The 25561-nt window shown below is 62.5% G+C and carries 21 protein-coding genes and 1 pseudogene; 8 read left to right on the top strand and 14 right to left on the bottom strand.

The window, feature by feature from the left end; translation table 11 throughout:
* Both ABFX23_RS07950 and ABFX23_RS07945 read left to right on the top strand, forming a co-directional pair.
* Positions 1-515 (top strand): NrtR DNA-binding winged helix domain-containing protein (locus ABFX23_RS07950; protein ID WP_428831649.1); only part of this gene is annotated, 515 nt, incomplete at its 5' end.
* Positions 475-1458: a hypothetical protein gene (locus ABFX23_RS07945; RefSeq protein ID WP_346032548.1), complete on the top strand. Its 984-nt coding sequence runs from the start codon at positions 475-477 to the stop codon at positions 1456-1458. The genes ABFX23_RS07950 and ABFX23_RS07945, both read left to right, overlap by 41 nt.
* A 17-nt stretch (positions 1459-1475) precedes the next feature.
* On the opposite strand, the gene ABFX23_RS07940 is transcribed toward ABFX23_RS07945, so the two are convergent.
* Together ABFX23_RS07940 and ABFX23_RS07935 are read right to left on the bottom strand one after the other, a co-directional pair.
* Positions 1476-3140 (bottom strand): recombinase family protein, encoded by a 1665-nt coding sequence (locus tag ABFX23_RS07940; RefSeq protein WP_346032547.1) that lies wholly within the window; start codon positions 3138-3140, stop codon positions 1476-1478.
* A complete protein-coding gene (locus ABFX23_RS07935) occupies positions 3137-3559 on the bottom strand; it encodes a DUF2924 domain-containing protein (RefSeq protein WP_346032546.1) in 423 nt (140 codons plus the stop codon). Before ABFX23_RS07935 ends, ABFX23_RS07940 begins: the two co-directional genes overlap by 4 nt.
* Before the next feature lie 584 nt (positions 3560-4143).
* On the opposite strand from ABFX23_RS07935, the gene ABFX23_RS07930 reads away from it, so the two are divergent.
* The 3 genes from ABFX23_RS07930 to ABFX23_RS07920 all read left to right on the top strand — a co-directional run bounded on the left by ABFX23_RS07930 (position 4144) and on the right by ABFX23_RS07920 (position 6455).
* Positions 4144-5679, top strand: a complete 1536-nt coding sequence (locus ABFX23_RS07930; RefSeq protein WP_346032545.1) for an ADP-ribosylglycohydrolase family protein — start codon at positions 4144-4146, stop codon at positions 5677-5679.
* Positions 5680-5832: 153 nt separating this feature from the next.
* On the top strand, positions 5833-6180 hold the full coding sequence (locus ABFX23_RS07925; protein WP_346032544.1) for a hypothetical protein: 348 nt from the start codon (positions 5833-5835) through the stop codon (positions 6178-6180).
* Positions 6180-6455: an HGGxSTG domain-containing protein gene (locus ABFX23_RS07920; RefSeq protein WP_346032543.1), complete on the top strand. Its 276-nt coding sequence runs from the start codon at positions 6180-6182 to the stop codon at positions 6453-6455. The genes ABFX23_RS07925 and ABFX23_RS07920 overlap by 1 nt, the downstream gene beginning before the upstream one ends.
* Before the next feature lie 164 nt (positions 6456-6619).
* Here ABFX23_RS07920 and ABFX23_RS07915 read toward each other — a convergent pair whose 3' ends face one another.
* The 10 genes from ABFX23_RS07915 to ABFX23_RS07870 all read right to left on the bottom strand — a co-directional run bounded on the left by ABFX23_RS07915 (position 6620) and on the right by ABFX23_RS07870 (position 19317).
* Positions 6620-7453: a hypothetical protein gene (locus ABFX23_RS07915; RefSeq protein WP_346032542.1), complete on the bottom strand. Its 834-nt coding sequence runs from the start codon at positions 7451-7453 to the stop codon at positions 6620-6622.
* Complete coding sequence (locus tag ABFX23_RS07910; protein ID WP_346032541.1) at positions 7450-8175, bottom strand: META domain-containing protein; 726 nt, start codon at positions 8173-8175, stop codon at positions 7450-7452. Before ABFX23_RS07910 ends, ABFX23_RS07915 begins: the two co-directional genes overlap by 4 nt.
* A 107-nt stretch (positions 8176-8282) precedes the next feature.
* On the bottom strand, positions 8283-10079 hold the full coding sequence (locus ABFX23_RS07905; protein WP_346032540.1) for a hypothetical protein: 1797 nt from the start codon (positions 10077-10079) through the stop codon (positions 8283-8285).
* 127 nt (positions 10080-10206) lie between these two features.
* Complete coding sequence (locus ABFX23_RS07900; RefSeq protein ID WP_346032539.1) at positions 10207-10917, bottom strand: hypothetical protein; 711 nt, start codon at positions 10915-10917, stop codon at positions 10207-10209.
* Positions 10902-12398, bottom strand: a complete 1497-nt coding sequence (locus tag ABFX23_RS07895) for a hypothetical protein (protein WP_346032538.1) — start codon at positions 12396-12398, stop codon at positions 10902-10904. The genes ABFX23_RS07900 and ABFX23_RS07895 overlap by 16 nt, the downstream gene beginning before the upstream one ends.
* A complete protein-coding gene (locus ABFX23_RS07890) occupies positions 12395-14764 on the bottom strand; it encodes a hypothetical protein (protein ID WP_346032537.1) in 2370 nt (789 codons plus the stop codon). The genes ABFX23_RS07895 and ABFX23_RS07890 overlap by 4 nt, the downstream gene beginning before the upstream one ends.
* Positions 14761-16035 (bottom strand): serpin family protein, encoded by a 1275-nt coding sequence (locus ABFX23_RS07885; RefSeq protein WP_346032536.1) that lies wholly within the window; start codon positions 16033-16035, stop codon positions 14761-14763. Before ABFX23_RS07885 ends, ABFX23_RS07890 begins: the two co-directional genes overlap by 4 nt.
* Positions 16032-17354, bottom strand: coding sequence for a hypothetical protein (locus tag ABFX23_RS07880; RefSeq protein ID WP_346032535.1), 1323 nt, complete (start codon positions 17352-17354; stop codon positions 16032-16034). The genes ABFX23_RS07885 and ABFX23_RS07880 overlap by 4 nt, the downstream gene beginning before the upstream one ends.
* Positions 17355-17404: 50 nt before the next feature.
* A complete protein-coding gene (locus tag ABFX23_RS07875; protein ID WP_346032534.1) occupies positions 17405-17824 on the bottom strand; it encodes a hypothetical protein in 420 nt (139 codons plus the stop codon).
* Positions 17800-19317, bottom strand: a complete 1518-nt coding sequence (locus ABFX23_RS07870; protein WP_346032533.1) for a hypothetical protein — start codon at positions 19315-19317, stop codon at positions 17800-17802. The genes ABFX23_RS07875 and ABFX23_RS07870 overlap by 25 nt, the downstream gene beginning before the upstream one ends.
* A 183-nt stretch (positions 19318-19500) precedes the next feature.
* Between ABFX23_RS07870 and ABFX23_RS07865 the strand changes: the two genes are divergently transcribed.
* Positions 19501-20034, top strand: a complete 534-nt coding sequence (locus ABFX23_RS07865; protein ID WP_346032532.1) for a hypothetical protein — start codon at positions 19501-19503, stop codon at positions 20032-20034.
* 539 nt (positions 20035-20573) lie between these two features.
* Here ABFX23_RS07865 and ABFX23_RS07860 read toward each other — a convergent pair.
* Positions 20574-21626 (bottom strand): IS110 family RNA-guided transposase, encoded by a 1053-nt coding sequence (locus ABFX23_RS07860; protein WP_346032531.1) that lies wholly within the window; start codon positions 21624-21626, stop codon positions 20574-20576.
* Between the two features lie 59 nt (positions 21627-21685).
* Between ABFX23_RS07860 and ABFX23_RS07855 the strand changes: the two are divergent.
* Positions 21686-22696: pseudogene (locus tag ABFX23_RS07855) on the top strand (IS3 family transposase); the annotation flags it as partial.
* 212 nt (positions 22697-22908) lie between these two features.
* Here ABFX23_RS07855 and ABFX23_RS07850 read toward each other — a convergent pair.
* Entirely contained in the window at positions 22909-23325 is a 417-nt protein-coding gene (locus ABFX23_RS07850) for a hypothetical protein (RefSeq protein WP_346032530.1), read from the bottom strand.
* A gap of 187 nt (positions 23326-23512) precedes the next feature.
* On the opposite strand from ABFX23_RS07850, the gene ABFX23_RS07845 reads away from it, so the two are divergent.
* Positions 23513-25558 (top strand): Tad domain-containing protein, encoded by a 2046-nt coding sequence (locus ABFX23_RS07845; protein ID WP_346032529.1) that lies wholly within the window; start codon positions 23513-23515, stop codon positions 25556-25558.
* Positions 25559-25561: the final 3 nt, after the last annotated feature.

Raw genomic sequence — 25561 nt, 5'->3', positions numbered from 1 at the left:
ATGAGCTTGCTCTGGTCGACATTACCATGGAAGGCAGCGTCGCCGTTCTCTCCATTGGCGGTGTGCCGGTAAGCGCGGGCCATATGCACGAAGTGGTGATAGGTGCTGCGGTCGAGAAGCTGCGCCAGTCCATCGACTACTCCCTGAAGCCCTTTTCCTTCCTCTCCGAGTTTTTCACCATGCCTGAGCTGGTCAAGGTCCACGAGGCGATCCTTGGCAGGGAGCTGGTTCCAGAATGGGTTCGCCGCAAGGTGATCAAGCGCATTTATCCCGGCGACAAAATGATCGCCGGGACCGGCAGGACCTACAGCGAGGGACCGGGCAAGCCCGCCGAGCTGCTCTGCCTGCGATACGTGTCGCCTCAGGAGCGAGAGCGAGAAAGGATCAGGGCGAAGAATAAAGCCAGGACCGCGAAGCTCGAGCGAGAGGAGCGCCGCAGGCTGGAGGCGGAGATCATCGCCCGCATCGGTCCCTATGGAAAAGTCCGCAGGAGGTCGCCTCGCCGTGGCCGTTGACCGTTTCAGTCTCGAGGATGCGCTCCGCCTGGCAGCACACAGGCTGCACGCGGATCACGCCGCCATCATGCGGAGCGCCGCACTCATCGGACCCACGATCAGCGACACGCTTGCAGGACACTTCCGGATCAGGCGCTCCTTCACAGCTGGTTCGGTGATGCGGCAGACCTGGGCCGACACGCGGCGCGAGATGGATCTCATTATCGTTCTCGATGATGTGCACCGCGGGCATCTTGGGTCGCCGCCGGCGATACTGATCGAGCAGTTCGCCGCCATCTTGCGGGAAACGCACTATACCAACCGCCGTAAAGGTATGCGCCATGCTGCTGTTGGCATCGGTGGCCCGGAATCGTACGCGTTCTCCTGTCCGCCGCGCATTATCGCAGTGCCAGCTTTTGAGGCCCCCCGGGGAATCTTCATTCCGGACCAGTGGAACGAGCGCTGGATCTGCATCGATCCTGGCGGCTTCGATGCCTTGTGTGAGAATGCCGACCGGCAATACCCGGGCTGGCGCAATCTCGTGCAGGTCCTGAAGACCTGGAACAACCGGGACGAGAAGTTTGAGCCTTTCATCAAGCCAGGCTTGCTGATCGAGGCGATGGCGATGGAGATCGCGCCCAGTCTTGGCGGCCTCGATCTTGGCCTGCAGCTCAGCGTCATGTTCCAGACGATGTACGAAAGGTTCGACGAAGAGTGGCCTGACCCCGCTGGCCTTGCTCCTGCGCTGACAAGCTACATGTCACCCAAGCGGCGCGCATTTGCCAGGCAGCACGTCCAGCACGCGTGGCTAACTCTTGCCCAGGCGAAAAAGGCCAACGACCGGCAGGATTACAGGGAAGCCAAGCGCCTCGCGCGCTCCGTGCTCGGGCGGATCGTGTCGACTGCACCGCGCGACGAGTACGGAGACCTCGTAGAGGTGAAGCCTGGCGAGAGGATTTATTGAGGCCTGCGACCCTGGCTCTAGCGCGCCAGCAATTGCTCCGCCTGCTGCTCCCAGTCTGGGTCGATGGTCCCCGCGCGCATGAGCTCGGACCCATCGATCCCGGCTTTCAGGCCGCCTGCCATGATTGCCTCGACGATCTCGGGCGAGAGAAAGGCGAGGCGAACCACGCGGGTCACGTATGAGACGGTCACCCCCTCCTTGCGGGCGAGAGCGGTCGGATCGAGTACGCCTTGCGCGATGATCGCCCACCAGCTGCGCGCCTTGGCGACGAGCCGGATGAGCGCCTTGTCGGGACCGTCGGGCTTCAGGTGAGCGCCGTTGTCCTGCACAAGGCGAACCGCACGGCCGGTCCGGGTTACGCGCGCGCTGGTTTTCAGGCAAAGCACGGCGGCCGGATCGGGATTGCCGGGCAGCTGCAGGTAGCAGGTGAGCGCAGGGACGCGGATCGTTATCGCCAGTCCCGAAGGCAGGACCGTGACCTCGCTGACCATCAGGGCGATGAGCTTGCCTCCATCGGTTTGCAACTCTTTTGCTGCAGCGGTGCAGCGAGCAGCGAGCGGCTCGAGGTCCGTGGGTGAAAGGGTGATGCCGGCCTTGTCCGCCAGCGCCACCGGGTCTGCAAACAGATCGCCCAGGGCATCGGATACGGCCTGCTCGGCTTCGGGTGCCGGGATACGCAGGCCCTTATCGCCCTCGCTGTCCTCTCCGAAGTGTCGCCGCCTGCTCACGTAGTAGCGGTAGCGCGTCTTGCCCTTGGTCGTGTGCGCCGCGACCAGCGGTTCACCAGCCTCGTCGCAGATGAGACCTTTGAGGAAGCTTTTTCGGCCGCGCGGCTTGCCGCGTACACCCTGCCGGTTGGCAGCAAGGTGCTGCTGGACCTTGTCCCATAGTGCACGCTCGATGATCGGCGGATGGAGGCCGGGATAAAGCGTGCCATTGTGCTGGATGTCGCCAGCATAGATCGGGTTGCCAAGGATCGCATAGAGCTGGCCGCGCGTGAACGCGCCGCCGCCAAGCGGTTTGCCCTTCCGGGTCTTGCGACGCGGCACGATGGTGCCCTCTGCCGCAAGCCCTTTGGCAAGCGCGCGCACATTGCCGAGCTCGAGGTAGCGCGCGTAAATATTGCGCACCAGGTTCGCGTGGTTCTCGACGATGGCGAGACTGCGCTCATCCGGTCGATAGCCCAGCGGCGGTATCCCGCCCATCCACATGCCCTTGGCTTTCGAGGCTGCGATCTTGTCGCGGATACGTTCGGCGGTGACCTCGCGTTCGAACTGGGCGAACGAGAGCAGCATGTTCAGCGTCAGGCGCCCCATGCTGGTGGTCGTGTTGAAGGCCTGGGTGATCGAGACAAAGCTGGTGCCAGCCTTGTCGAGCGCTTCCACCAGCTTGGCAAAGTCGAGCAGCGAACGGGTCAGTCGGTCGACCTTGTAGACGACGATGATGTCGACCTTACCTGCAGCGACGTCTGCCAGCAGCGCCTTGAGGCCAGGCCGCTCGAGCGTCCCCCCAGAAATGCCGCCGTCATCGTATGGCGTCTCCAGCAGCTCCCATCCTTCGCTTGCCTGGCTCTTGATATAGGCGGCACAGGCCTCGCGCTGGGCATCGAGCGAGTTGAACCCCTGCTCGAGACCTTCCTCGCTCGACTTGCGGGTATAGATGGCGCAGCGAACAGGTTTCATGCCGACCTCCGCCGCTTCTGCGAAAGGCCGAAGAAAGCAGGGCCCGACCAGCGCGTGCCGGTAATCGCGCGGGCAACTTCGCTCAGCGAGTTCCAGGTCTTGCCGTCCCAGCGAATGGTCTCATCGCTCTCGATGAGGACGACATGGAGCGTGCCTTTCCACTCGCGCACGAGCCGCTGGCGTGGGGGCGGGGCCTCGGCGCTGGCCCGGGCGCTTGCGCGGGCCAGCCGCTCGCTGCTGCGGTTCGAGAGATGGCCGTGGGCGCGGGCCTGGAGCTCGTAGGCGAGCGCGAGGCGCAGCAATGCCGCGCTTGCCTTGGGCGCGGCGGTGCCGGTGAGGCTGGCGAGACGCTGGCGCAGCTGCGCGCGGCCAAGTGTGGGGAGAGCGGCGAGTTCGTTGTCGAGGTTTGCAGGTTCCATTGATCCTTGTCCGGTTTGCTAGGCGAACAGCAAGTGCTGCTCGCACCGAACAAGGCCCCAAGGTGCATGTGAGCACCGGGGCGAGATATGGCCAGGGACCGTCCCTGTGAATCGCTGATCACAATGGCGAGGCAACGCGGTTAGTCCAGAAGAAACCGAAGGCGATCGTGTATTTAACGAACCCACGCTTGCAGGCTTCGGAAAAAACGCCTATTAACAAGGGGAAGGCGCGGCATCCTCCCAACGGCTAGATCGCGCCTTCTCTCCCCATCATGACTGAATAGGTACGTCCAGTGTCACGCTGTAGGGAAGGGGTTTTACGTCTCGACCGGTGTGAGTTGCGGGGTATCCGGTCCCGCAACCGCATCAAGGGCGGATGATATTTGAAGCTCTGGCCTTGCGGCCTCCAAGCTAGCTTGAATTACCTCGTTTAGGCTTCTCTCCGCCGCCGCCCGATAAGTTTCGACGACCGTCCTAGAAGGGTTGCGGCCATCCCCGTTGGATTGTCGCCCTTCTATTAGGAGTCCACTCAGTGGACCGCGTGACTAAACAGTCGCTTCTAAAATTCGAGCGAAGCCAGATAGTTGTTGCCTATCAGCGCCAGCTATGGCGCAACCGTTCGCCCTGATGAGGAGAACAGCCGCATGCGTACCAGCCAGTCCCATCCGCTGCAGATTGCCGAGATACCGGTCAAGGAAGGCATGGGGAGCATCGGGATTACGTTTTGCCCTGGCAAGAAACAGCCGGCCGCAGCAACCGGCGCCTGGGACCGCGACCTGGGGCTCGACATCGCTGCCATCGCCGACTGGAACGCTGCGGCGGTGGTGACCTTGATCGAGGACCACGAGCTGCGCAGTCTCGCTGTCGAGAACCTGGGCGAGGCGGTACGCAGCGCGCACATGTCCTGGTACCATCTGCCGATCCCCGACGTGAGCCCTCCGGGAGCGAGCTTCGAGGCTGAATGGTCCAGCGCGGGCGCAGAACTGCGCCGCATCCTTGGGGCAGGGTTCAACGTGCTCGTCCACTGCAAGGGGGGGCTTGGCCGAGCGGGCACCATCGCCAGCCGCCTGCTGGTGGAGCTGGGGTGGGATCCCGATCAGGCGATAGAAGCCGTGCGCGCGGCGCGGCCGGGAGCGATCGAGACCTCGGCCCAGGCAGCGCATGTCCGCGAAGTATCTGCTGTCATGCCGGATCTGCCCCAACAGACTACGAATGCGTGTCGTGATCGTGCAGTCGGCGCACTTGTCGGCCTGGCTGTTGGCGACGCGCTCGGCACGACGCTTGAGTTCAGCGCGCGTGACACCAGGCCGCAGGTCACCGACATCGTGGGCGGTGGACCTTTTCGCCTCAAGGCCGGTCAATGGACCGATGATACTGCCATGGCCCTTGCACTTGCGGCCAGTCTCGATGCCTGTGGCGGTCTCGACGAGCAGGACCTGATGGAGCGCTTCGCCAGCTGGCGCGACACCGGAGAATATTCGGTGACCGGCACTTGCTTTGACATCGGCAATACAGTCGCCGGCGCGCTACGGCGTTTCAAGGCAACAGGTGACCCTGTCGCGGGTTCGACCGACCCGATGAGTGCAGGCAATGGTAGCTTGATGCGGCTCGCGCCCGTTGCCATCCGCTATTGGCGTGACCCCGAACGGCGTGCAGATGTTGCTGCCCGCCAGAGCCTGACCACGCATGGGGCGCCCGAGGCCATCGCTGCCTGTGTCGCTTATGCCGATCTCGTTGCCGAGGCCATCTCCGGGGAACCGAGAGACGAAGTTCTGCACCCTCGCGATCACGATCATGCGGGCAAGGTCGCGAGTATCATGGCGGGCTCGTGGCGCGGCAAGCCACGCGATGCGATCAGGGGGTCAGGCTATGTCGCCCATTCTCTCGAGGCTTCGCTTTGGTGCATTGGCCGGACAGGAACGTTTGCTGACGCGGTCATTCTTGCAGCGAACCTTGGCGAAGATGCCGATACCACAGCAGCGATCACCGGGCAGCTTGCCGGCGCGATCTATGGATTGAGCGCGATACCCGCAAGCTGGCTGGACAAGCTGGCTTGGCGCGAGCGGATCGAACAGCAGGCAGGCCAGCTGTTCGATCAGTGCCTACAAGGTGGTAGCTGACCGGCAATCGGCTTCCGCTGGCTTTGGCAAACTTTTTCGTCAAACAACCCCATGCACCGTAGCCTGCGCTGGAGGCCGGCATGGAACGCTTTGCGCTGCATAGGTCGTGACAACACGGTTTTTCCTATCCGCAACAGATAGGACTGGAAGACCATGGCGAAACAATCAGGCATCAAGCCAACAAAGATCACGCCGAGCGAGCAGGCTGCACAAGCGAACTGCGAGGATGACAGGGATGTTGCCCCAACCGCGTCTCTGAAAGAAGACCAGGCTCTCATCACGAAGCCTGACTTTCGAGATCACTTTACCAAGCTCGAAGTGCTCGCTCTGTGCATGTTCGAATGTTCTCTCGATACGTTCCGAACTGCTGACGTGTACGCAGACACGCCGCGAGAGGCTGTCGCGATGAAGCGAGAGGCCGCCTCGATCGGCAAGGCGTATGCGAGCCTGCTCATGACAATTGATCGGCTGCAGGAGACCGCCAGGAAGGAGGTTCGCTGATGGCAGGAAAACATCCGCGCAATCTTGCTGGACTTCAGGCAGCCCTCCGCTGCGGAGTGAAGACCCGTAGTGGCGAGCCGTGCCGGGCTCCTGCCATAGCCGGCGCGCTTCGTTGCCGCATGCACGGCGGAAAGGGTTCTGGCGCGCCCAATGGCAATCGCAACGCACAAAAGCATGGCGCCTACAGCAAGAGAGTGCGCAACCTCAGAGCAGCGCGCCAGGCGTTTGAAAAGGCAATGCGCGTGATGATTGAGCAGCTCGACAGCTTCAGCTGAGGCTGACATGGGAGTGGCAGCTTTGCGCCCCACGTCGGTCATTCGAAGCCTTTTCGCTATCGCTCAAAAGCGGTCATCAAATTTGGTTCATGCAGACCAATGGGAATGGTGGCAGGCGGGAGGCGCAGTGCTGACCTCTTTGATGCCAAGCCGCCCCTGCTGCCTCAGAATCCCCAGAACCGGTTGCAGTCGATTGGGTCGAGGCCTGGATCGCGCAGCCGGCGGTCCGCTTCGCGCTGCGCCTGCTCGACTGCGCATTTGTTGGCGCGTTCCACGATCTGTTTCTCGGTCGCGCCGCTGCGTTCGCCATAACGACGCAAGGCAGGATTGAAGCGTTCGGGCGAGGCGAATGGATTGCTGACGGTCGTCACGCTCACGACCTTGTGGTTTCCGCAGGCTTCAGCCAATGCCGGATCGGGTTCGGACGGTTCGCTGTACCAACCTGTTTCGGCGGTTAGCCCCACACGCATGCTACCCATTGTGTTGGGCTTGTAGCGCGATCCGAAGGCGAGATAGCCTTCATCGTCGATCACGAGAGCTGCGGCGAAGGGAAAAAAGACCAGCGGATCATCTTCACCCTCACGATCGAGAAAGAAGCACCCGTCGCGCAGTACGATGACGTGCTCGGTACTGATCGATAGCACGTCACCTGCAGGTCTCTCTTCCTGCGGGAACGCCCTGATATAGTAGGATAGCTCTGTCGGCATCGCCGGGCGCGCGATTTGCGGCTCTGCTTCAACCGGATCGGGCGGCCATTTCTTGTCGAGATCAGTAAACGGTGCCGGAAGCGGCGCTTCGAGGATCGTGAGGCGGCCGGTCGGCTCTTGCGTGGCGCCACGCGGGATTGCCGTAGGCTCGACGCACGCTGCAGTGTACCTGCCGGATTCCGTGATGATCCTGCCGTTTTCGTCAAGGGTGCACAGCAGAGCTGCATCGTCGGTCCGCGAGCAGGCGGTAGCCAGTGCGACCAGAGGCAGTAAGAGGGAAACCCGCATCATGGCGCCCTGTCTCCCGTCAGAACATGGTCTCGGCCAGCGACAATCAATTCGCCATTGGGGCCGATCATATAGTGCGGATCGTCGCGCATCAGCTCGGCGAACGCATCATCTAGGGCAACATAGTCATCCCGGCACTTCTGTTCGGTGCTGGTGATTTCATCATCGACGATCAGGCGTCCATCGCCAGTTGCGTATGTGCCAAACAGCGTGGCGCATGATGCAAGCCCCTGCCATGTGTCCGATGCAAAACGCAGATGCCGTTCGTCAGGACTGGAACTGGCGGTTTCGCGGTCGATCGCGCGGATCACCCAATCCGTGTCGGCCAGCGCCTGGCCCGGCGGATTCGCGACGGGAATATGCATCGGGTCTGGCGAGCGGTTTTGGCCGTTTTCACTGTCCATGCGAGTGAGTTCGACAACATGATCGCGCGAGCGCAGGCGCAGTGCATCCCCGGACAGGCGGACCTGAGGATAGGCGCGGAATAGCGTTGCAATCGATTCTTCCCATTCGCCCACGCGGCCCGGGCAGGCCATTGAATCGCCGCCCCAGCTGTACACGGCGATGCGCCCTTCGGCGTAGAGCGCGGTGCCACCAAAGGCATTGCAGCCGACAGAGCCGCCCGCCGCATCCGCCGAAAAGGCCAGATATGGCACCGGCTTCGACACCGGTAGCGCTTCACCGTCGATCCGCACGATCCGCCAGCGCCCCTCGATCTCCGCCAATTCGGGGATGGTGAGGTCCGATCGGGTATCCGTCTGGTCGGCGGCTCGCTCATTGCATGCCGGATTGCAGGCAGACAGGGCTGCGGCCAGGAGGACCGCGAAACGTCTCATCGCAGCATCGGCTTCAGGGTGACGTCGCCGCCGGGCAGCGGGACGGTGTAATCGGGATTGATCGGGCAGCTGCTTGTGCAGATGACGTATGGGAAGCTGTGCTCATCGATCCAGCGCACCACCTCGGCCACCCCCGGCTCGGTGATCGGTGTGCCGTCTGGCTGGTTCCCCGGACAGGCGACCGCAATTGCATAAACCGTCCAGCCCGCTTCCGAGCGCGCCCTCCCGACTGGCGTGCAGCCATCGAAATAGGCTGTAACCCCGCCATAACCGTGGGGATTGCCGAAATTCGTGCTGCCGTCGTATTCGATCCAGAGACGGGTCGGATCGGCCAGTTCGCGCTCCCCGATACGGGTAATGAAATAGCGGCGCACTGTCGCGTTGCCGAAATTGTCGCTGGCGCGGGGGGCGAGCTCGGCCATCCTGTTGCCGACCGAAATCGCCAGCGCGCGCGCATCTTCCACTGACGTCCCGGTAAAGCTTGCCGAGCCCACCACATTCGCGCCTGCCACCGCTTCGGCCAGAGTGCCATCGACGATCCGCATCAGTGGTAGCGTCATCTGCACCACGCGCGTGTCGAACGATGGCGCCGCGCCGTCTGCCAGACGACCGGCAAGATAGCCGGTGCGACTCGCCAATAGCAGCACCTCCTCGCCGGGTTCGGGCGTGATGACCGGAGAGCGGCTTTTGCCCTCCAGCGGCGGCATCCGCACGATCAGCAGGTCGCCTGCGTGTTTCCCGCCGCGCCAGCCCTCGCGTACGCGGTAAAGGTAATCGAGCGACAGACCGTCTGCGCGATCAACCGGGCGGATGCCTTCCAGCACGGCGCGCACGACGATGGGCGCAATAGCAAGGTGCTCGCCGAGGGTGCGCGACTCTGAGCCCGCCTTGGGCACCAGCCCCGCCTGTCGAGCCTGCGCGTAATGCCATGATGTCATACCCGCAAAGGCTAGACCGCGTGGATCGACGGGCTGTTCGCCCCCGGGCATCCCCTCTCCGCCAAATCCGATGGCCCTCAACGCCAGCTCGACGCGCTGTTCGGGAGGCATCGCTGCGGCCTTTTCGGCGAGTTCGACCGCCCAAGGGTGGGGCGGGACGCTTTCGGCATCGGTGGCCAATTCTGGATAGCGCGCTGCGGGCACGAGCGTCGCCCGCTCTCCCCTGATCTCCACCGTCATCCGGGTCTCGATAGGTTCGGCGCGGTAGCTGACTTCGCTTCCAAGTTTCGCCAACTTATCGCCCAGAGTCTGGACACGGCAGCGTTCGGTCATTCGGTGATATGAGCCGCCAGTACGCACTTCTCCATCGCGGTCGGTGTGCCATCCATTAGAAGCGAAATCGCAGTTTTCCGCGTCAACGCTGTATTCCGGCCCGAAGGTAACGCGGGTCAGTTCCTCGCCGCGATAGGGTCTGCCGCGCCGGTCGGCGAGCAGCCATTCACCGCGCACGAAATCTTCCCGCGGGACGGTCGCTCCCACATCGATCTTGGCGAACACCCATGTTTCGCCGCCGCGCTCGATCCGGATGGTGTCGCTATCGACCGGAACGATGTGCACTTCGCCTGCATCGAACGGGGCAAGCGGGGCCTGCGGTTGGCAATGCGAGGCAAGGCGCGTGTAATCGTCAAGCGCGTATCGGCCATCGCCCCTATCGCGCAGTTGGCCCTGCGTCAGCTCACAGCCGCTGCCGAAGGAAAACATCGGGCTCCAGATATTAAGCCTGTCTTCCGGCGAGACACCTGGCCCGGACACGGGCCGCCATTCACCATAGAGCGCCTTCACCGCATCGGTCATGGGCGCGAGTGTTCCTTGCTCTGACGACTGCGGCGCAGGGGGCAGCGGCATGGCTGGCGGCTCGCGCGCAGGGCCGGAAGCCGCACAGCCTGAAAGCGCGATTGGACCGACGAAAGCAACAAGCAATCTAAGAGACATCGACGTAATCCATGCAAAGATTTTCCGCGTCGCGCGGTCGCGAAGCGGGTGGCGGGGGCGGAGCGGGTGGTTCCGGCTCCGGTAACGGAGCGACCGGTGGCGGGATAACGGACGGGCCTTCGCGATAGCCGGGCGGCGGCACAAATTCGGGCGGTGGTTGCGGGAACATCAGTCCGCATTCCTGCTCCGCGCTCCGCATGCCGACGCTGGCCAGCGTTTGCAGCACCGCGTCGCAATCGGCATCGCCATAGCAGGTCCCCCAGAAAATCGGCTCTTCCTGCTCTTGCCATATCGCCACCGCTGCACTTGTCGCGCCGTCGTAATGGTTGGTGATCAGATAGCGCGTTCCGCCGTCGGCCAGATGCTTGCGAAAGGCGGGCCTGCTATTGATGGTAATGGGATCGCCCCACTGATCGTCTTTCATCGCCTTTCCGAACTGATCGAGGACATAATCGAACCGCAGGTCGCCCGAACGCCAGACCAGGTGAACACTGTCGTCCCCCAGCGGGCATTCGCTCGCACCGTTCAAGCAGGTTTCTGTCGCGCCATCGAGGGTGAGGCCGACCGGAAAGAAGAAACTCATGGTGCCGAGCGATATGCCCGCAGACGGTCGCACCGCCGGTTCGGGCACGACGATATCGGTCGGCTCACCGCAAGCCGCGAGCCCCGCTATGAGCGCGACGATCAGCCGCCGCCACATTGCAGGCCATCCGCATTTGCGGTCAGCGTCACGCCGCGCGGGTTGACGCGGAAGCCGCCTTCCCAACCTGCCCACAGGACGCGCACCGTTGTGCTCGGTGCCAATCTGCAGCTGAGCGTGCCGTTCGAAGTGGTGCATTGGGCCGCCTCAAGGTCTGCGAACACCTGCAGATCGTCCAACCGCCCCACTTCGGGCAGGTGAGACAGGAGGGCCGCTTCCTCGCGCCCGAAACGGATGCAATCCATGTAGGAGAAGGGATCGGGTTCGGGTTCCGGCGGCTTGTCTATCGCGTCGGGGATCGGACGGTCTTCGGCCACGGCGGCGAGGCGGGCCAAGAGGCTGTCGGTCGTTTCACGCCAATAAGAATCATCGTCAGCCGGCGTGCCGCCCGAAAGCCCCATCCACAGCGCGCCGTCTACAAGTGGTCCGTCGATTAGCGTGACATCGCCCGGGTTGGCGCGCAGCCGGGCAATGGCTTCGGGCGATCCGGTCAGGTCGAACCCCGCGACGCGCGGCTCCCCGCCGGATCGAAACCGGTTTCCCGCTTCGGCGACCATCCATGCGTGGCGGCGGAGCAGCGCGTCATTCTCGAGCGTTTGGGGATCAAGCGACAACACCATAGTGTGGGCGAGATTGCTCAGCGGCCCTGCGCCTGCGTTTTTTTTCGCATCGCCAAGCGCACGATCGACCAAGTCCACCGAAGCCTGTTCGGGCGGAACGCGCGTTTCGTCCAGCAGCGCAGCATCTGTTACCTGCACCGCATAGGGAAGCAGGCCGCGCTGTTGCAGCCACCGGCGGGCTTCGCGCGCAGGCAGCGGCTGCGCGAAGCGCACGCGGATGCGGTCTGGCCGGATGGTGTCCAGGCCGTCGGATGCAGCAGATTCGGCAGCGCCAAGCGGCGGGATCATGGACAACCAGCCCTCGCGCGTGCCTAGCCCGGCGCGGACCAGCGGGAAAGCAGTCGTTTGCAGATCGTCATACAGCGCGAAGCGGCCAAGCAGGCGACCTTCGCCGTCGCGGAAAACCAGATAGGTTTCGCCGCTGCGCACGGCCAGCGTGCCGGGATGGCAGCTGTTGAGATTTCGCACACCGGCGATCGCATATTCGGCCTCGACCGGATAGGGGAAGGGCGTGACCCGGCCATTTTCGTCCACCCAGTGCATTGGCTGCGGATCGCGACTGTCCGGCGTTGCTTGCGCCACCAGGAGCGTGAAGCGATCGGGCGAGCGGCCCTTGATCCGGTCGATGACATGGAACGTCGTGGACGAGATGCCCCAGCGCGGATCGCTGTCAAAGGCACTGCGCGTCTCGCCTGCGACTGCGATATCGACCGTGGCGCCGGCCTGCATCATCTTGCCGGTGAAGAACGCTGCGGAAGCCTCGCCGACCGGTTCGGGGACCTGCGTATAGAGACATGCGGCAGCCGGACTGCTGGCCAGCAGTGTCGCCGCCGTGAGCGCAGGGAGGAAAAAACGCATCATGGCTGTTCTCCGACAAGTCCTGCCTCAACCAGTGCCGCCTGGATTGGTGCAATGGCTGCGCGCAGTTCGTCCAGCGGCATTGGTTCCGGGTAAAGCGCGAGCGGGCGCACCATGCCATCGGCTTCGATCCGGGCAGGGGGCATTGCGGCGGTCACGAACCATTTGCCTTCGGTGCGCGCCGCGCCTTCGCCGCCTTGCACATAGGCGGCATGGCGATAGAGCCGGTCGCTGAGGTGCAGTAACCAGCGCGAACCCGGCTCGAGCGAATCCGGCAGGCCCGGCAGCAGCACTGGCTCTTCCATCGCTTGCCCGTAGCGGGTCACGCCCGCCTCGTCGGTACGCACGCCCGAAGCGAGGCGCTGGCGCAGCTCATTGCCAACATCAGCGGAGCCCTTCAGCACCTCGATTACCCGCCAGCGGACCGACGATGAATAGCCATCAGGCCCGGTGTCGGCGATGTCGATACCGACCGGCTCGGCCACCACCACATCGCTAGCCACGAGCGCGCGTGTTTCCACCGTCTGTCGGCCGTTCATGTCCTCCTGCGCACCAATCGGATCGAAACCGGCAGCGCGCAGGGTCTGTATTTCGCGCAAGGTCCGACCGAAGGCGATCAGGAAGTGCGTCTGCTGCAGCGATCCGGCTTTCGACGGCTTTTGCGCGACCCAGCGATCTTCGGTCTCACCGGGACGGGGCGGCTCTGGCCGCATGATTGGCGTCCCGGCCACGAGTTCTCGAATTGCCGAGAAGTCGGGATGTGCTTCCAGCGGATACCAGATCGCGTCGGGATCGCTGCGGATCGGCAGATCCTGCCGGTAGATCGCACTCTGGTTGTCCATTTCCAGGCGAACCAGCGGAGGCACTGTGAAATTGCCCGCCACAGCGGCCTGCGAGAATGGTTCCAGTTCACGCACCCGCACGCCGACATAGCCACCAATCGGCTCGATATAGATGTCACCTTCCAGCGCCGCCTGTCCCATCTGCGTGGCGATAGCGTCGCGCGCCTCCGACAGCGCATTCCCGCCCTGCGGCACGATCTGCGCGGTCACGTGCGGTTGCAGCGCTGCGGGCACAAGCGCTTCGCGCGTCGCCCCATCGGTGTGGAACATATGCGCGGTGCCCTGATTTTCATCGACCCAGATTTGCGCCACGATGTCGCCACGCTCCAGCATCATGCCGTCTCGCCAAGCGCGCAGTTCCGCGACCCGCGCCATGTCGGCGGCATAGTCCGCTTCGGCGGCGGCGCGACTGCTCAGTTGCCGTTCGCGATCTGCGATCCCCGCCTCGCGCCGCTGTGCATCCCACACCTCGCGCGGAAGAAATCCACGCACCACGCGATAGGGTCCGGGACAGGCATCGGTGCCGACCAACTCTGCCGGTGGATTTACCTCGCCCGGTTGCAGACCCATCAGGACAATGTCGGTGTTTGCGAACACGCGCGCGCCGCCCAGACGATTGAGCACGGAGACCCGCGCCGGATCGGACAGGTCGAGCGCGTCGCTCGCCTGCCACAGGGCCATGCGTGGCTCCTCGCCTTCGGGGTAAAGCATCAGACAGCCATCCTCGAGCGCGAGGCGCGCGGGCACGTCGGGCACGCCCACCAGCGTGCTGGGGTACATATCGGTGCGGAAGGCGAATTGCGGGAAGCTTTTCACCCGCGCGTCGCCAGCGGCGGGCGCAGGCGGCGCAGCAATCGGCAGCGGGCGCGCTTCCACCAGATTGATGTAATCGGGCAGTTCCAGTTCACCGCGCGCCGCCGCCGCCCGGATCGGCGCGGCCTCCTGCGCCAGTTCGACCTGAACGATCCCGAAGTTCTCGCGCGAGCCTATCGAAGCCCAGCGAAAACCGAGCCGCTCGAAATCTGCGATGAGCCGCTCCTGCGCCGCGCGCAATTCGATCAGTGTGGGGCCGGGTCGGTCGACCGGCACATAGAGCGGGTCGCTGGTATACTTCGCCAGTGTCACCGCCGCATCGCGGGTGAAGGCAACCATCACACCATAGGTCGGGCGATGCTGAATCCAGAGCCCTGCAAAGGTATCGCCTTCCTTTTCGTGCAGCGTCTGCGCCAGCAAGCCGATGGAATCGTCGGGCGCTTGCGGCGGGAGCGGTGGCCCCGGCTCGGTACGCGGGCCGATCGCGCCGCGGTTCTGGATCTCCATCCGCCGCTCGGCCTCTTCCACGCTGACGCAATAGGCGCGCGCGTACCAGGCATTTTCGGAGAACTGCCCTTTGTAATTCTCGATGCCATCGATCTCTTCCGCCGTCAGGTTGGGGCAGGTTTCCGAGAGCGGTTTTTCGTCCTGGGCCATGGCAGGCGCGGTGTGCGCCAGCGCGACCAGGCTGGCGGCGACAAGCAGGCGTTTCATTCGGCTTTCTCCACTTGGGTCGGGTCGGCGATGCGCCCGAAGAAGATAAGCGCGCCGCTGGCGCGGTCGCGAATGGTCAGTAGAAACGGGCGGTCGACGATCATTTGCGGCAGATCGTCAGGCAGGCGGCGAGAGGCCGTAACCACGATTTTGACCGCCGTCACCGCCGCCGCTTCGGTGCCTTTCTCGTCCACGCGCAGGAAGGTGGCGTGGGCGACATCGTCGATCTTCAGCGGTTCGGCGGCCATGCCGGAAAAGTCCGCGCAACCTGCGCTGAAGGCGCATGGCATTCCGGCGGCAATCAGCGCAGCCTTCACACTATCGTCGAAGCGCGCCTCGAAGCGAGGCAAACGCAGCAGGATTTCGCGTTCTTCTGCCGCTCCGAGATCGAACTTGCCGTCGCTGCCCTGCGTGGCGAGATTGAATGAAAGACTGTCGAGATCGCGTTCCCAGCGGCGCAGCGTCGCCATGTCTTTGGGCAGGAACACTTCCATCGTGAAGCGCCCATCCTGGCCATAGGGCAATTGCACCGCCTGCCCGTCGCGCGTTTCGCGGTAAGCCATCGGCGCGATGCGCTCCATCATGTAGATGTCTTTCTTGGTCCCGTCGCCGCGGGTAAATTCGCCGGTAGAGCCGTCTTCGAACGGCACCGACCAGTCGGCTTTGAACCACACCGCATTGGTCAGCACGGCCGCAGTAAGATCGCTGAACCAGCTGGCATCGACGATCTTCGTGATCCGCTCGCCCGTCTGCTCGCTGACCCAGCCATTGATCGTGTCGGCAGAGCCTTGCGGATCGCCGCCAAAATCTACCGCTCGCGCGGTGGCACCAAAACCGTCACTGGCCGCGCGCAGATAATCCGGCGTGAAGGTCAGACGATCCGACAGCCACAAGGCATTGGCGACCGACAGCGCAACCTTGTCGTCCCCCGTGCGGGTCAGGAACCGGTCGTAATCCCATATGCCCAGCTCCGGGCGGGTGGCAGCATCCCAACCCAGCAGCGTGCGCATTTCCGCCTCGGCCTGCCCGCGTGCACCGGGCAGGGCGAGGCCGATGCCTTCGCTGAGCGACAGCGGCGAGATAAACAGATTGTCGTTCGGCTCAGCAGCTTCGGCAAGTTTCGGATAGAGCTGCGCCGCAAGCCGCGCCTGTCCGGCAGTGATGTCGTAGGGGATGGTCTGTTCGACGCCGTCCGCAACGGACTGCTCGGGCGTGGTCGTGCATCCGGTGGCCAGCAAGGCGCAACCGATTATCGTCAGAAGTGTTCTCATCTGTCCTGCTCCAGAAATTCGGTGAGCCATTCGGGAAGTGGGCGGAGATAGCCTTCGGGCGTGCGGCAAAGGCCGGATACGAGGCTGGTCCCTGCCGGACATTCGGATGCGTTCATCACCGGGCGCGGCGGGGTGTCGATCGTCATGGCGGCGGTGATCGGAAGCAGGGCGATGCCGTCTTCCGTCACCTGCCGGTTCGCCTCCTGCCGCCGGTCGAGCCATGCCATCGCGCGGCGCGCCTGCGCTTCGTCGAGGCCATAGCTGTTTTGCAGGCGTCGCAGCGCATTGGCGTTGTCATCCACGGCATCCTGCCGATCCTGCGCAGAGGCGCTTTGCAGTCCTTCGACCTTGATGACCTTGCCCGGCCCGCAAGCCGCGTGGATCGGGTTTACCAGTTCGGGCACGTCGACTTCGTGAACCGAGCCCATGAAGGTCACCACTTCGCCCACCCGCGCATAGCGAGGCGTTTCCGCCGATCCGAAGGCGAGATAATTCGCGCTGTCGACGAACAGCTGCGCGCCGAACGGAAACAGCACCAGCGCATCTTCGCGGTCGGCAGCGCGAAAACAACCGTCCTTGAGCACCACCTTCACTCGGCTGTTGATCGCATTGAGCGCGCCCGCCGGCCGGTCATGGCGCGGGAAGATGCGGATATGCGGGGCCACGGCGGCGGGCACGGCCTCGTCTTGCAATGCTGCACGCGGAGGATTGCTGATCGGAACGACAGGGGCGGCATGGAACACCAGTTTGACTGGCTCGGGCAGGGTCACGCCCTTGCGTTTGACCAGCGCCCGGAATTCGTCCTCCGAGACACTGATCTGAGCGGTGACGACCTGTGTGGCAACACCTGTCGACTGGATCACGCGATCATCGCGGAAAGTGTCCCACATGAAATCAGCGGCGGCCATCAGCTCTTCCTGCGACCAGCGTACGGTTTCGCCGCGGAAGGTGGGATTGCGGCTATATTTGCGCAGCGTGGAAGGGCCATCGCGCAGGAATTCGAAGACGACACCGAGTTCGCCTTCATTGTCGTAATGCAAAGTCTGGAAATTTCCGCGTTCTTCCCGTCGCAGGCGGTCGGCCAGCGCCTGAACCTCGTCCGTCACGCTATTCTGAAACTCGGCAACGCGCATGAATTCCGCATCCGCAGCATCCTGCTCTGCAGTGCGCGGTACGGGCGGCGGGGCCTCCACCGGGTCAAACGCAGCAGGCGGTGCTGACAGGATCGTGGCAAGGCCGTCTGCGTTGAATTCAGCCCGGAACGGCTGCGATGCTTCTGAGACGTTCCCATCCGGGCTGTTTGCGGTGCATGCTGCCAACCCCGCAGACGCACTCAATATTGCCAGATTGGCAGCGGCTCCTCGCATCCTCATTCGGCAACCTCCTTCATTGCATGCAGCCGCATCACGTTATCCATCGGGCACCCGGAAGGGATGCTAACCTCATAGAAACGCTCGATATCCAAAATCGGCCATCCCTTGCCGTTCTCGCGCAGAATACCGCCGCCGCCCTGCATTTCCTGGCCGAAGCGGATGGTGTTGCCGGTGCGCGGTTCGTAAAGCCCGTCGCTGTTCGCAGTCAGCACCACGCCGGGATCGAACAGCACCGGGAAATTGCGCCTAGACGATACGATGCATCCGTCGCGAATTTCGAGTGTGCCGCGATAGAGCGCTTCGCCCGCAAAAGCGTCGCGCGCGATAGTGATCGGCCGCGGCTGTATTGGCGCGCTCTGGCATGCGCCGAGGAGCAGCGCGCCCGCCAGGGCTACCAGTCTCCAGGTTGTCGGCATTCGAAAATCTCCGGCCCCGAATAGAGATAGATCGGCCCGTCGCGGTCGGGATAAATCCACAAATCGGGCAGCCCCTCGCGCTCGGCGACGATGCGGAAGCCGGGCAGCACCATGCCTTCGTCGATAAAGCCGTTGGGGTGATCCCACAGCGCCGCGCCTTCATCGGCCCAGAAAATCATATTGGAATTGCGATTGGTTGCGATGAGAACCTTGGGTCGCTCGGACGGATCGCGTTCCTCGAACCGGCATACGCCATTTTGTGCCGGCTGCAGCTTCTTGGGCGGTGACGGCAGGCGGAACGGTTCGGTTGCTGATACGCTCTGCATCTCGGGCGGCAGAGGTGCCGGCGGAGGCGGCACAGGCGGATTGCCCCAGATGCCATATTGCTTCGCGCATTGCGTGGGGTGCGCGCGCGTGCCACGCAGGCGGTTGTCCGCCATCGTCTGTTCCTGTTCCAGCAGGCAGGCATTGGCGCGGCGCATCGCTTCGACGCTGCTGATCCCTTCGCGGTCGCGATATTCACGCACCGCGAACCAGTCACTGCCATAGCCTGCCGCCTGATCGAGCGAGGTCACAGCCACCACCGGGTGTTCGCCACAGGCAGCGGTAAGTTCCGCCGGGGGATCATTCACCTGACCACGATAGCCAAGCTGCAAGCGTGTCCCGACCCGTCCGAACCCGCGAGTGTCGGTTGAAACGCGGGGACGAAAGGCGAGGTGCCCCTGCGCATCACGCCAGACACCAGCCTCGAACGGAAACAGGACAAGCGGATCATCCTCCCCCTGTTCGTCGATGAAGAAGCAACCGTCACGCAGGACGATGGCATCGAAACTCGCCAAAGCAGGCGGCGGGACAGACGATAACTCTGCCTGCGCAAAATAGCGTATCTGGCCTGCCACATCGGGCGCGAGCGGTGGCAAATCGGGATTGGCGCGCGGTTCGAAGCGCAGCAGCAGGTTGGCGGGAATGTCCCAGCCTTGCTCTTTTCGCAGCGTGTCGAACCCGGCGCGCGGCATGACAATGGACAGCCACGGCACACTCATATTCCCGAAACCGGGATAGGCCCGTTCGGGACCGATGCGTTCCGCCCAATCACGAACGATCCGGTCCTGATCCGACCGCGAAAAATCCGCCTGCCCGGCGCGGAACAGCGGGTCCGATGTGTAACGCGCCAGCGAGGCCGCCGGATCGCGCAGGAAGAAGGCGATACCCTGCACAGTTCCCAGCCCATCGTTTTCCGGCCCGTCGGTCCACCGCCACTCGATGCCGCCGAAATTGCCGATCTCGCCGCGCTTCAGGCGGCGCAGCATCGGCAGGTGCTGGTTCTCCAGCGCTTCGGCAAAGCGCATCCGCCGGTCTTCGACAGTCGGCACATAGGTGTCGGGACCAAGCCGCGTGATCGGCGTGTAGGGCGGTGCCTCGACGATCGTGGCGTAACCGTCGTTATCCGCGCCAGAATTTTGTGCGGAGCAAGCCGCCAGTGTTGCGCACAAAGCAGCAGAGAGCCGAATCAATACACCATCTCCCAATGTGATGCTGTATCATGATTCATTCTCGCTGAACGGCATTGAAACGAAATGTTTTCTTGAAATCAAAAGCTTCCGCTTTTGTAGGCTTTTTCCCGATCCGAGATAATCCGTTGAGCTTAGTCGCCCTGGACTGATATGCATTCCGGTATGAAGATATCCCGCTCCATCTGGCTGGTTTCAGCTATTGCCGCAGTCGTGATAGCGGCCGGGGGAAGCTGGTATGCTTTTGCGCCGAGGCTGGCGATTGCGGCACTCAGCGATTGGGACGCTGCTCCCGAGGAGTTGCTAGCCCTGTACGATCGGCCGAGCGTGCGAGCAGCATTCGAGCGGCAAATGTTGCCTCAGGTCGACACCTATGAGCCGTCCTATTCGAAGGATGTCGTCCTGGATGCGATGTCGGACCCGCGTGCAGTGCGGATGTTCGTCAACGAACCTTACGGCGAATGGCAGTTCGCAGCCGCCGCCGGTTTGCCCGCAGATTTTCCCGAGGGGGAATCTGCAGGCCCAATGCCCCGCCTAATGGAAATTACCGATAGTTGGTCATTCGACTGGTCTGGACTCAATAAGATCGTTGCGACACCGTCGGGCCGCAACGAAGTAAGTGGCAACAAATATCGCTTCGAGCGGGATGGCCTCAGCTGGCGTCTGGTCGCCATCGATCTTACCGTGCCTATCGGATGAGAGGCCAAGAAGGGCGTCTTCCCAAGATCGTTCGCGGCTGCAAGTCTTCGAATTGGGGGAGGCAGCCGAATGGCGGCTTTGGACCGTTTGAACACCGGAAGCTGACAGTCTCCTCTCGGCCCCATTTCGGCCGGCCCGAATGACCGCAATCTCTGGTGTGGACATTGGCCCAAGCGCCGTCTGGCTGGTGACACTGCGCGTGCTGCGACCACGGACGAGGTGAAGGACCTGCGCCGTGAGGCCCGTGATCTGAAGGAATGTGTGGCCGATCTCACCCTCGAGAACCGTCTGCTCAAAAAATGTATGACCCGCCCTGTCCATGCAAGGGTCGATTGGTGTTGACGGTGCCAGTCTGCACAAATGTATCCGGCCTCTCGCGAGTGGGCCGCTGTTGCGGCCAGGCCTTGATGAGATCCGCGCGCCTCGTTCCCAGATAAATGCTTCGGGCTTTCTGCCCGCTTTTTTGACGGGGCTTACGATGCGCTGGTCTACTGTCTCGTCATCACTCTTACGAACCTCGCAGTTGGTGGCGGCGCCGTTCAGCCGAACGCTGGAACGCGCCGCTCGTAGGTGGCGCCCGGCTTGGTCAGAATCACCCAGACAACGCGAGCGATCTTGGCAGCCAGGGCGACCGTGACCTTGTTCTTGTGCATCCTGCTCTCAAGCCCGTCGAGCCATGGGCCCAAGCGGTCCCTGCTTCTATCGAGATGTGTAACACAGGATCGAGCACCATGGACGATCATCCTTCGCAGGTATTTATTGCCGCGCTTGCTGATGCCAAGCAGCTTAGTCTTCCCGCCGGTCGAGTGTTCGCGCGGCACTAGACCGAGCCAGGCAGCGAGATCACGTGCCCTGCGGAACTGACGTCCCGACCCTGCCGCCGCCAGCAGAGCGGTCGAGGCCAGCGGTCCGATGCCCGGCACAGTCATCAGGCGCCGTGCGGTATCGCTGCGCGCGGCGATGGCTTCGATCTCGTGGTTCATGGCTGTGATGCGCTGTTCGAGTTCCATCATCTCGCCGTAAACCTCCGTCAGGATCCGGCGCATCGAAGGGGTGAGCTCGTTGGTCTCATCCGCAAGCACGCGCGGTATCTCGGCCTTGAACTTGCCTGCGCCCTGATGGATCGCGATACCATACTCGAGACAGAAGGCGCGCATCTGGCTGATCAGCCTCGTTCGATGGGCGATCATCCGGTCTCGCACCCGGTGGAGTGCTTGCAGGTCGATCTGCTCCGGTGTCCTTATCTCTACGAAGCGCATCGTCGGCCTAGTGACGGCTTCCGCAATGGCTTCCGCGTCGATGATGTCGTTCTTGTTCGACTTTACGAAGGGCTTCACGAATTGTGCCGGCACGATCCTAACTGTGTGCCCCATCCCTAGCAGCTTGCGCGCCAGCCACTGCGAACCGGGGCATGCTTCCATCCCGACCAGAACCGGCGACGCGCGTTCGAAAAACTGCAGCAACGTCTCCCGCCTGAATGTCGCCTTCTGAATCGGTGCATGGGCCGCATCGAGGCCGACAACGTGAAAGACTGTTTTGCCAATGTCGATGCCGAAGACGGCTGCATCTCTTGGTTGGTTGCGTATGCTCATAATTACCTCCTTCTCAGTCCGCCGAATGTGCATGGAAGGACAGGGCGGGTCATCCCATTAAGCATGACCGGGCTTGGGGACGACGACGCATGAGGTATCCCGCATCCGAGAAGCTGGAGATCATCCGGATCGTCGAGCAGTCGCACCTGCCCGCCAAGCGCACGCTGGACCAGCTCGGCGTGGCACGGCGAACCTTCTACCGTTGGTATGACCGTTACCTCGAAGGCGGGCCGGAAGCACTGGCAGACCAGCCATCCACGCCGAGCCGGGTATGGAACCGCATCGGAGACGATATCCAGCAGCAGATCGTCGAGATGGCGTTGGAGAAGACCGATCTCAGCCCCCGCGAGCTAGCGGTGCGCTTCACCGACGAGAAGCGCTATTTTGTCTCCGAAGCCACGGTTTACCGGCTGCTCAAGGCCCACGACCTGATCACCAGCCCGGCCTATACCGTGATCAAGGCAGCAGAGGCGTTCCACACCAAAACCACGCGGTCCAACGAGATGTGGCAGACGGACTTCACCTACTTCAAGATCATCGGGTGGGGCTGGGTCTATCTCTCGACCGTGCTGGACGATTACTCGCGCTACATCATCGCCTGGCGGCTGTGCTCCACCATGTGTGCCAGCGACGTCACCGATACGCTCGATATGGCCCTGGCCGCCTCAGGCTGCGATCATGCCAATGTGCTGCACAGGCCGCGCCTGCTGTCGGACAATGGACCCAGTTACATCGCGGGCGAACTGGCCGACTATCTCGATGGCAAGCAAATGGACCACGTGCGCGGCGCGCCCTTCCATCCGCAAACGCAGGGCAAGATCGAGCGCTGGCACCAGACGCTCAAAAACCGCGTCCTGCTGGAGAACTACTTCCTGCCCGGCGATCTCGAACAGCAGATCGAGGCGTTCGTCGAGCACTACAACCACCAACGTTATCACGAGAGCCTCGACAACGTGACACCTGCCGATGCCTACTTCGGCAGGGCACCGGCCATCATCAAGCAACGAGAAAGGATCAAGCGAAAGACACTCGAATATCGGCGCTTGCAACACCGCAGGCTCGCCGCCTAAATATCAATCCAGGACGAGGCCCACGCTCCGTAAATCTACGCCGAGAATTGTGCCAAATGTTCTGACGACGGACACACCATGCCTGCCAAACCCGCTTCACACTTGTTTGTTTCCAACGAGAACGGCGCGCTTGAACACGCTTTAAGGCGGGAAGATAGGATCGATACTCCGCAGAAGCCGCGTTCGCGCGACGCCTGCGTGTTGATCTGGTCCTAGAACTCCGAGTGTCCACGCACAGTGGGTGCCGGAACAAATGTCGTCGGTGAATTAGATCCAATCGGCGCCTGGGCCTCGGGGTTATAGTCCTCGATCAGCGGTTCGATGCCGGCATCGGCGTCGTCGGCATTTTGGTCTTCGGTATCATCCGGCTCGACAATTGTATCAGGGACTTCATACCACGAGGCGTCAGCTACGCTAGCGTCGTGACCCTCGCTGGAGTGAGCCAGCGCGGCCCGAGATGTTGGTTCGATGCTCCCGGAAACCCCAAGATTTTCATCGGCTCCGGATTTACCTGCAATGACCTGCTGCGTTGCAGCTTCCAGTCGACTGGTTTCCTCGGTGTCTTCGAAAATGAAGGCGACGCCTGCGAGGAAAAGGCAGGCAATCAAGAACGTTGGCTTGCTTTTCACGATTTGTCTCCTGCCGCGATTGCCCCGATTGGTGGCGACAGGGGCCTAGCTAGAAAACTCGAAAAAGTTCTTAACACGTTTCCTCGGGGAGATCCTTCCTGCCCCGGCGAGTGTAACCGAGTGATAACGATTTTTTAAGGCCGATCAGCGAAATGGCATTGGCTATGTGTTAAGAAGAGGCGTCAAAATGCGCGCGAGTAACAAGGTCAGTCAGTTCCTTGACAAGCTAGTCGCTTGCACCCGAGGCGGCGTCACTACCCTTGCCACTCTGGCTCTTCCCGTCGTCATCGGCTCCGCTGGACTGGCCGTCGATCTGAACCGCGGATATCAGCAACGCATCATCAACCAGCGTGCTGCTGACATGGGCGCCTTGGCCGCGGCGATTGCGTTCCAGAACACCAGCGATGCCGCGATTCTTACCCCGACCGCCCGCGATGTAGCGGTTGCGAACGGGCTGGTTGGTGCAACTGTCGTCGCAACGCTCGTCAACGATCTGCCTAACGCCGGCGATCAATCCGTGCGCGTCACCGTGAACGAACTGGTGCCATATACCCTGGCGAGCGTCCTCGGATTATCGGGTTCCTTCGATGTCGCTGCAGAATCTATGGCAAGCCTTTCTGGTGGCACCAGCTTTGCGGCACCGTGCTATCTCGCGCTCGACGGCGGAAAGGCGGCCATTTCGGTAACCGGCGGCGCCTCAATCGACGCACCCAACTGCTCGATCGCAGCGATCGGCGAGATCGAGAACAAAGGCATGCTGATCCGCGGCGCCGATATCATCTCTGGCAGCAGTGACATCTACGTGAACCATGGCGAACTCGACGCAGCAACCCTGCGTTTTGCGGGCAGTTTCAGCAAGCCGCACTGGAACAACGCCGTTCCTCCGCCAGAAGACCGCATTAACGAGGCTACCCCTCTCGCAGACCCTTGGGCGAACAATCCCGATCGCGTTGCCGCGATGGCGCAGCTTGGCAATTTCAGAAGTCCGCCGGCGCTCAGCAATCCGTCGACGCCCGGGGGTAATGACTGGAAGTTCACCTGGAACCCGAGCAGCGCGGTTGCGAGCTTTCGACAAGGGAGCAGCGGCAACTTCATCGTCCCTGCCGGGGTCTACGACATCAAGAAGTTCGAAGTCGCAGGCGGGATCAACGTGACCTTCGAAAACGGCTCCATCATCCGGGTGCGCCAGGGCGTTTCCATCGGGGGTGGTTCGAATGTCAATTTCGGCGACAGCGATGTCTATGTGAACGGCGGCTTCGACAGCGGATCGAACGGCGTCACATTTGGCAACGGTGCGCTCTGGATCGGAAGTGGTCAGGTCCGCTTCCAGGGTACCAATCGCAAGGGTGATGGCGATGTGCTGATCAATGCCGACGTCAGCCTGGGCGGCGGCCAGCACCTCGTCGTCGGTGACGGCAATCACTATTTCGGCGGGCTCGACATCGGGGGCGGCGGCACTGCACGCCTTGGTGCAGGTGATTTCGTCGTTGCCAATGGTATACGCATCAGTGGCAACAGCGAATTGGCCATTGGCGATGGTGACATCACCGTGGGCCCCGGGAACGGCAATCGCGCCATCTTTCTCAGCGGCAGCGCGCGGTTCTTCATGGGCGATGGGCAATTCAGCGCCAATGGCGATATCGATACAGCGGGCGGCAGCCGCCTTGCTTTTGGCCGAACGCCGAATCATTACATCAACGGCAACATGAAAATCGCGGGTTCCGTGCTCTTCGGTGCAGGCCGCTATACCATCAACGGTGATTTCGAGAACGGCACTGGGGGCACCACGTGGCCCTACACCTCAGGATTGACGGGCGAAACTTATGGTAGCGTTCTCGAAGGCGAGAGCGTCTCGGGTTTTGATATGGCGGGCATCAATGTCACCTTCGTTCTGGAAGGCACGATCAAGCTCGCTGGCGGGGCAAAGACCAAGCTCGAAGCGGCGACCTACACCCAGGCCGGCGGTTTCATTTCGGAACTGTTGCTGACGACCGAGAATGATGACGATGCAAACTGGACCGGCGGAAGCCTGAGCTCGTTTGCCGGAACCCTGCATCTGCCAAATGCGCAGGTAAAAATGGCAGGCGGCAACAGCACCAGCACCACAAAGTGCATGACGCTCATTGCCAACACGATTCGCGTCAACGGCGGCGCCGCAACGGGCTCGGCCTGCACGATGATGGAAGACCTGGGCTCAGGCGGCAACAACACGAGAGTCAGGCTGATTGGATAGATC

It is taken from the genome of Erythrobacter westpacificensis (assembly GCF_039542285.1).
Taxonomy (GTDB): domain Bacteria; phylum Pseudomonadota; class Alphaproteobacteria; order Sphingomonadales; family Sphingomonadaceae; genus Alteraurantiacibacter; species Alteraurantiacibacter westpacificensis.
Note: the sequence above shows the minus strand (reverse complement) of the source record. Positions and strands in the feature narration are given on the sequence as shown.

What these genes read in the sequence shown, in the direction of transcription:
- ABFX23_RS07945 (WP_346032548.1), top strand. Translation starts at nt 475, where the DNA reads ATGGAAAAGTCCGCAGGAGGTCGCCTCGCCGTGGCCGTTGACCGTTTC.
- ABFX23_RS07940 (WP_346032547.1), bottom strand. Translation starts at nt 3,140, where the DNA reads ATGAAACCTGTTCGCTGCGCCATCTATACCCGCAAGTCGAGCGAGGAA.
- ABFX23_RS07935 (WP_346032546.1), bottom strand. Translation starts at nt 3,559, where the DNA reads ATGGAACCTGCAAACCTCGACAACGAACTCGCCGCTCTCCCCACACTT.
- ABFX23_RS07925 (WP_346032544.1), top strand. Translation starts at nt 5,833, where the DNA reads ATGGCGAAACAATCAGGCATCAAGCCAACAAAGATCACGCCGAGCGAG.
- ABFX23_RS07920 (WP_346032543.1), top strand. Translation starts at nt 6,180, where the DNA reads ATGGCAGGAAAACATCCGCGCAATCTTGCTGGACTTCAGGCAGCCCTC.
- ABFX23_RS07915 (WP_346032542.1), bottom strand. Translation starts at nt 7,453, where the DNA reads ATGATGCGGGTTTCCCTCTTACTGCCTCTGGTCGCACTGGCTACCGCC.
- ABFX23_RS07905 (WP_346032540.1), bottom strand. Translation starts at nt 10,079, where the DNA reads ATGACCGATGCGGTGAAGGCGCTCTATGGTGAATGGCGGCCCGTGTCC.
- ABFX23_RS07900 (WP_346032539.1), bottom strand. Translation starts at nt 10,917, where the DNA reads ATGTGGCGGCGGCTGATCGTCGCGCTCATAGCGGGGCTCGCGGCTTGC.
- ABFX23_RS07895 (WP_346032538.1), bottom strand. Translation starts at nt 12,398, where the DNA reads ATGATGCGTTTTTTCCTCCCTGCGCTCACGGCGGCGACACTGCTGGCC.
- ABFX23_RS07890 (WP_346032537.1), bottom strand. Translation starts at nt 14,764, where the DNA reads ATGAAACGCCTGCTTGTCGCCGCCAGCCTGGTCGCGCTGGCGCACACC.
- ABFX23_RS07885 (WP_346032536.1), bottom strand. Translation starts at nt 16,035, where the DNA reads ATGAGAACACTTCTGACGATAATCGGTTGCGCCTTGCTGGCCACCGGA.
- ABFX23_RS07875 (WP_346032534.1), bottom strand. Translation starts at nt 17,824, where the DNA reads ATGCCGACAACCTGGAGACTGGTAGCCCTGGCGGGCGCGCTGCTCCTC.
- ABFX23_RS07865 (WP_346032532.1), top strand. Translation starts at nt 19,501, where the DNA reads ATGAAGATATCCCGCTCCATCTGGCTGGTTTCAGCTATTGCCGCAGTC.
- ABFX23_RS07860 (WP_346032531.1), bottom strand. Translation starts at nt 21,626, where the DNA reads ATGAGCATACGCAACCAACCAAGAGATGCAGCCGTCTTCGGCATCGAC.
- ABFX23_RS07845 (WP_346032529.1), top strand. Translation starts at nt 23,513, where the DNA reads ATGCGCGCGAGTAACAAGGTCAGTCAGTTCCTTGACAAGCTAGTCGCT.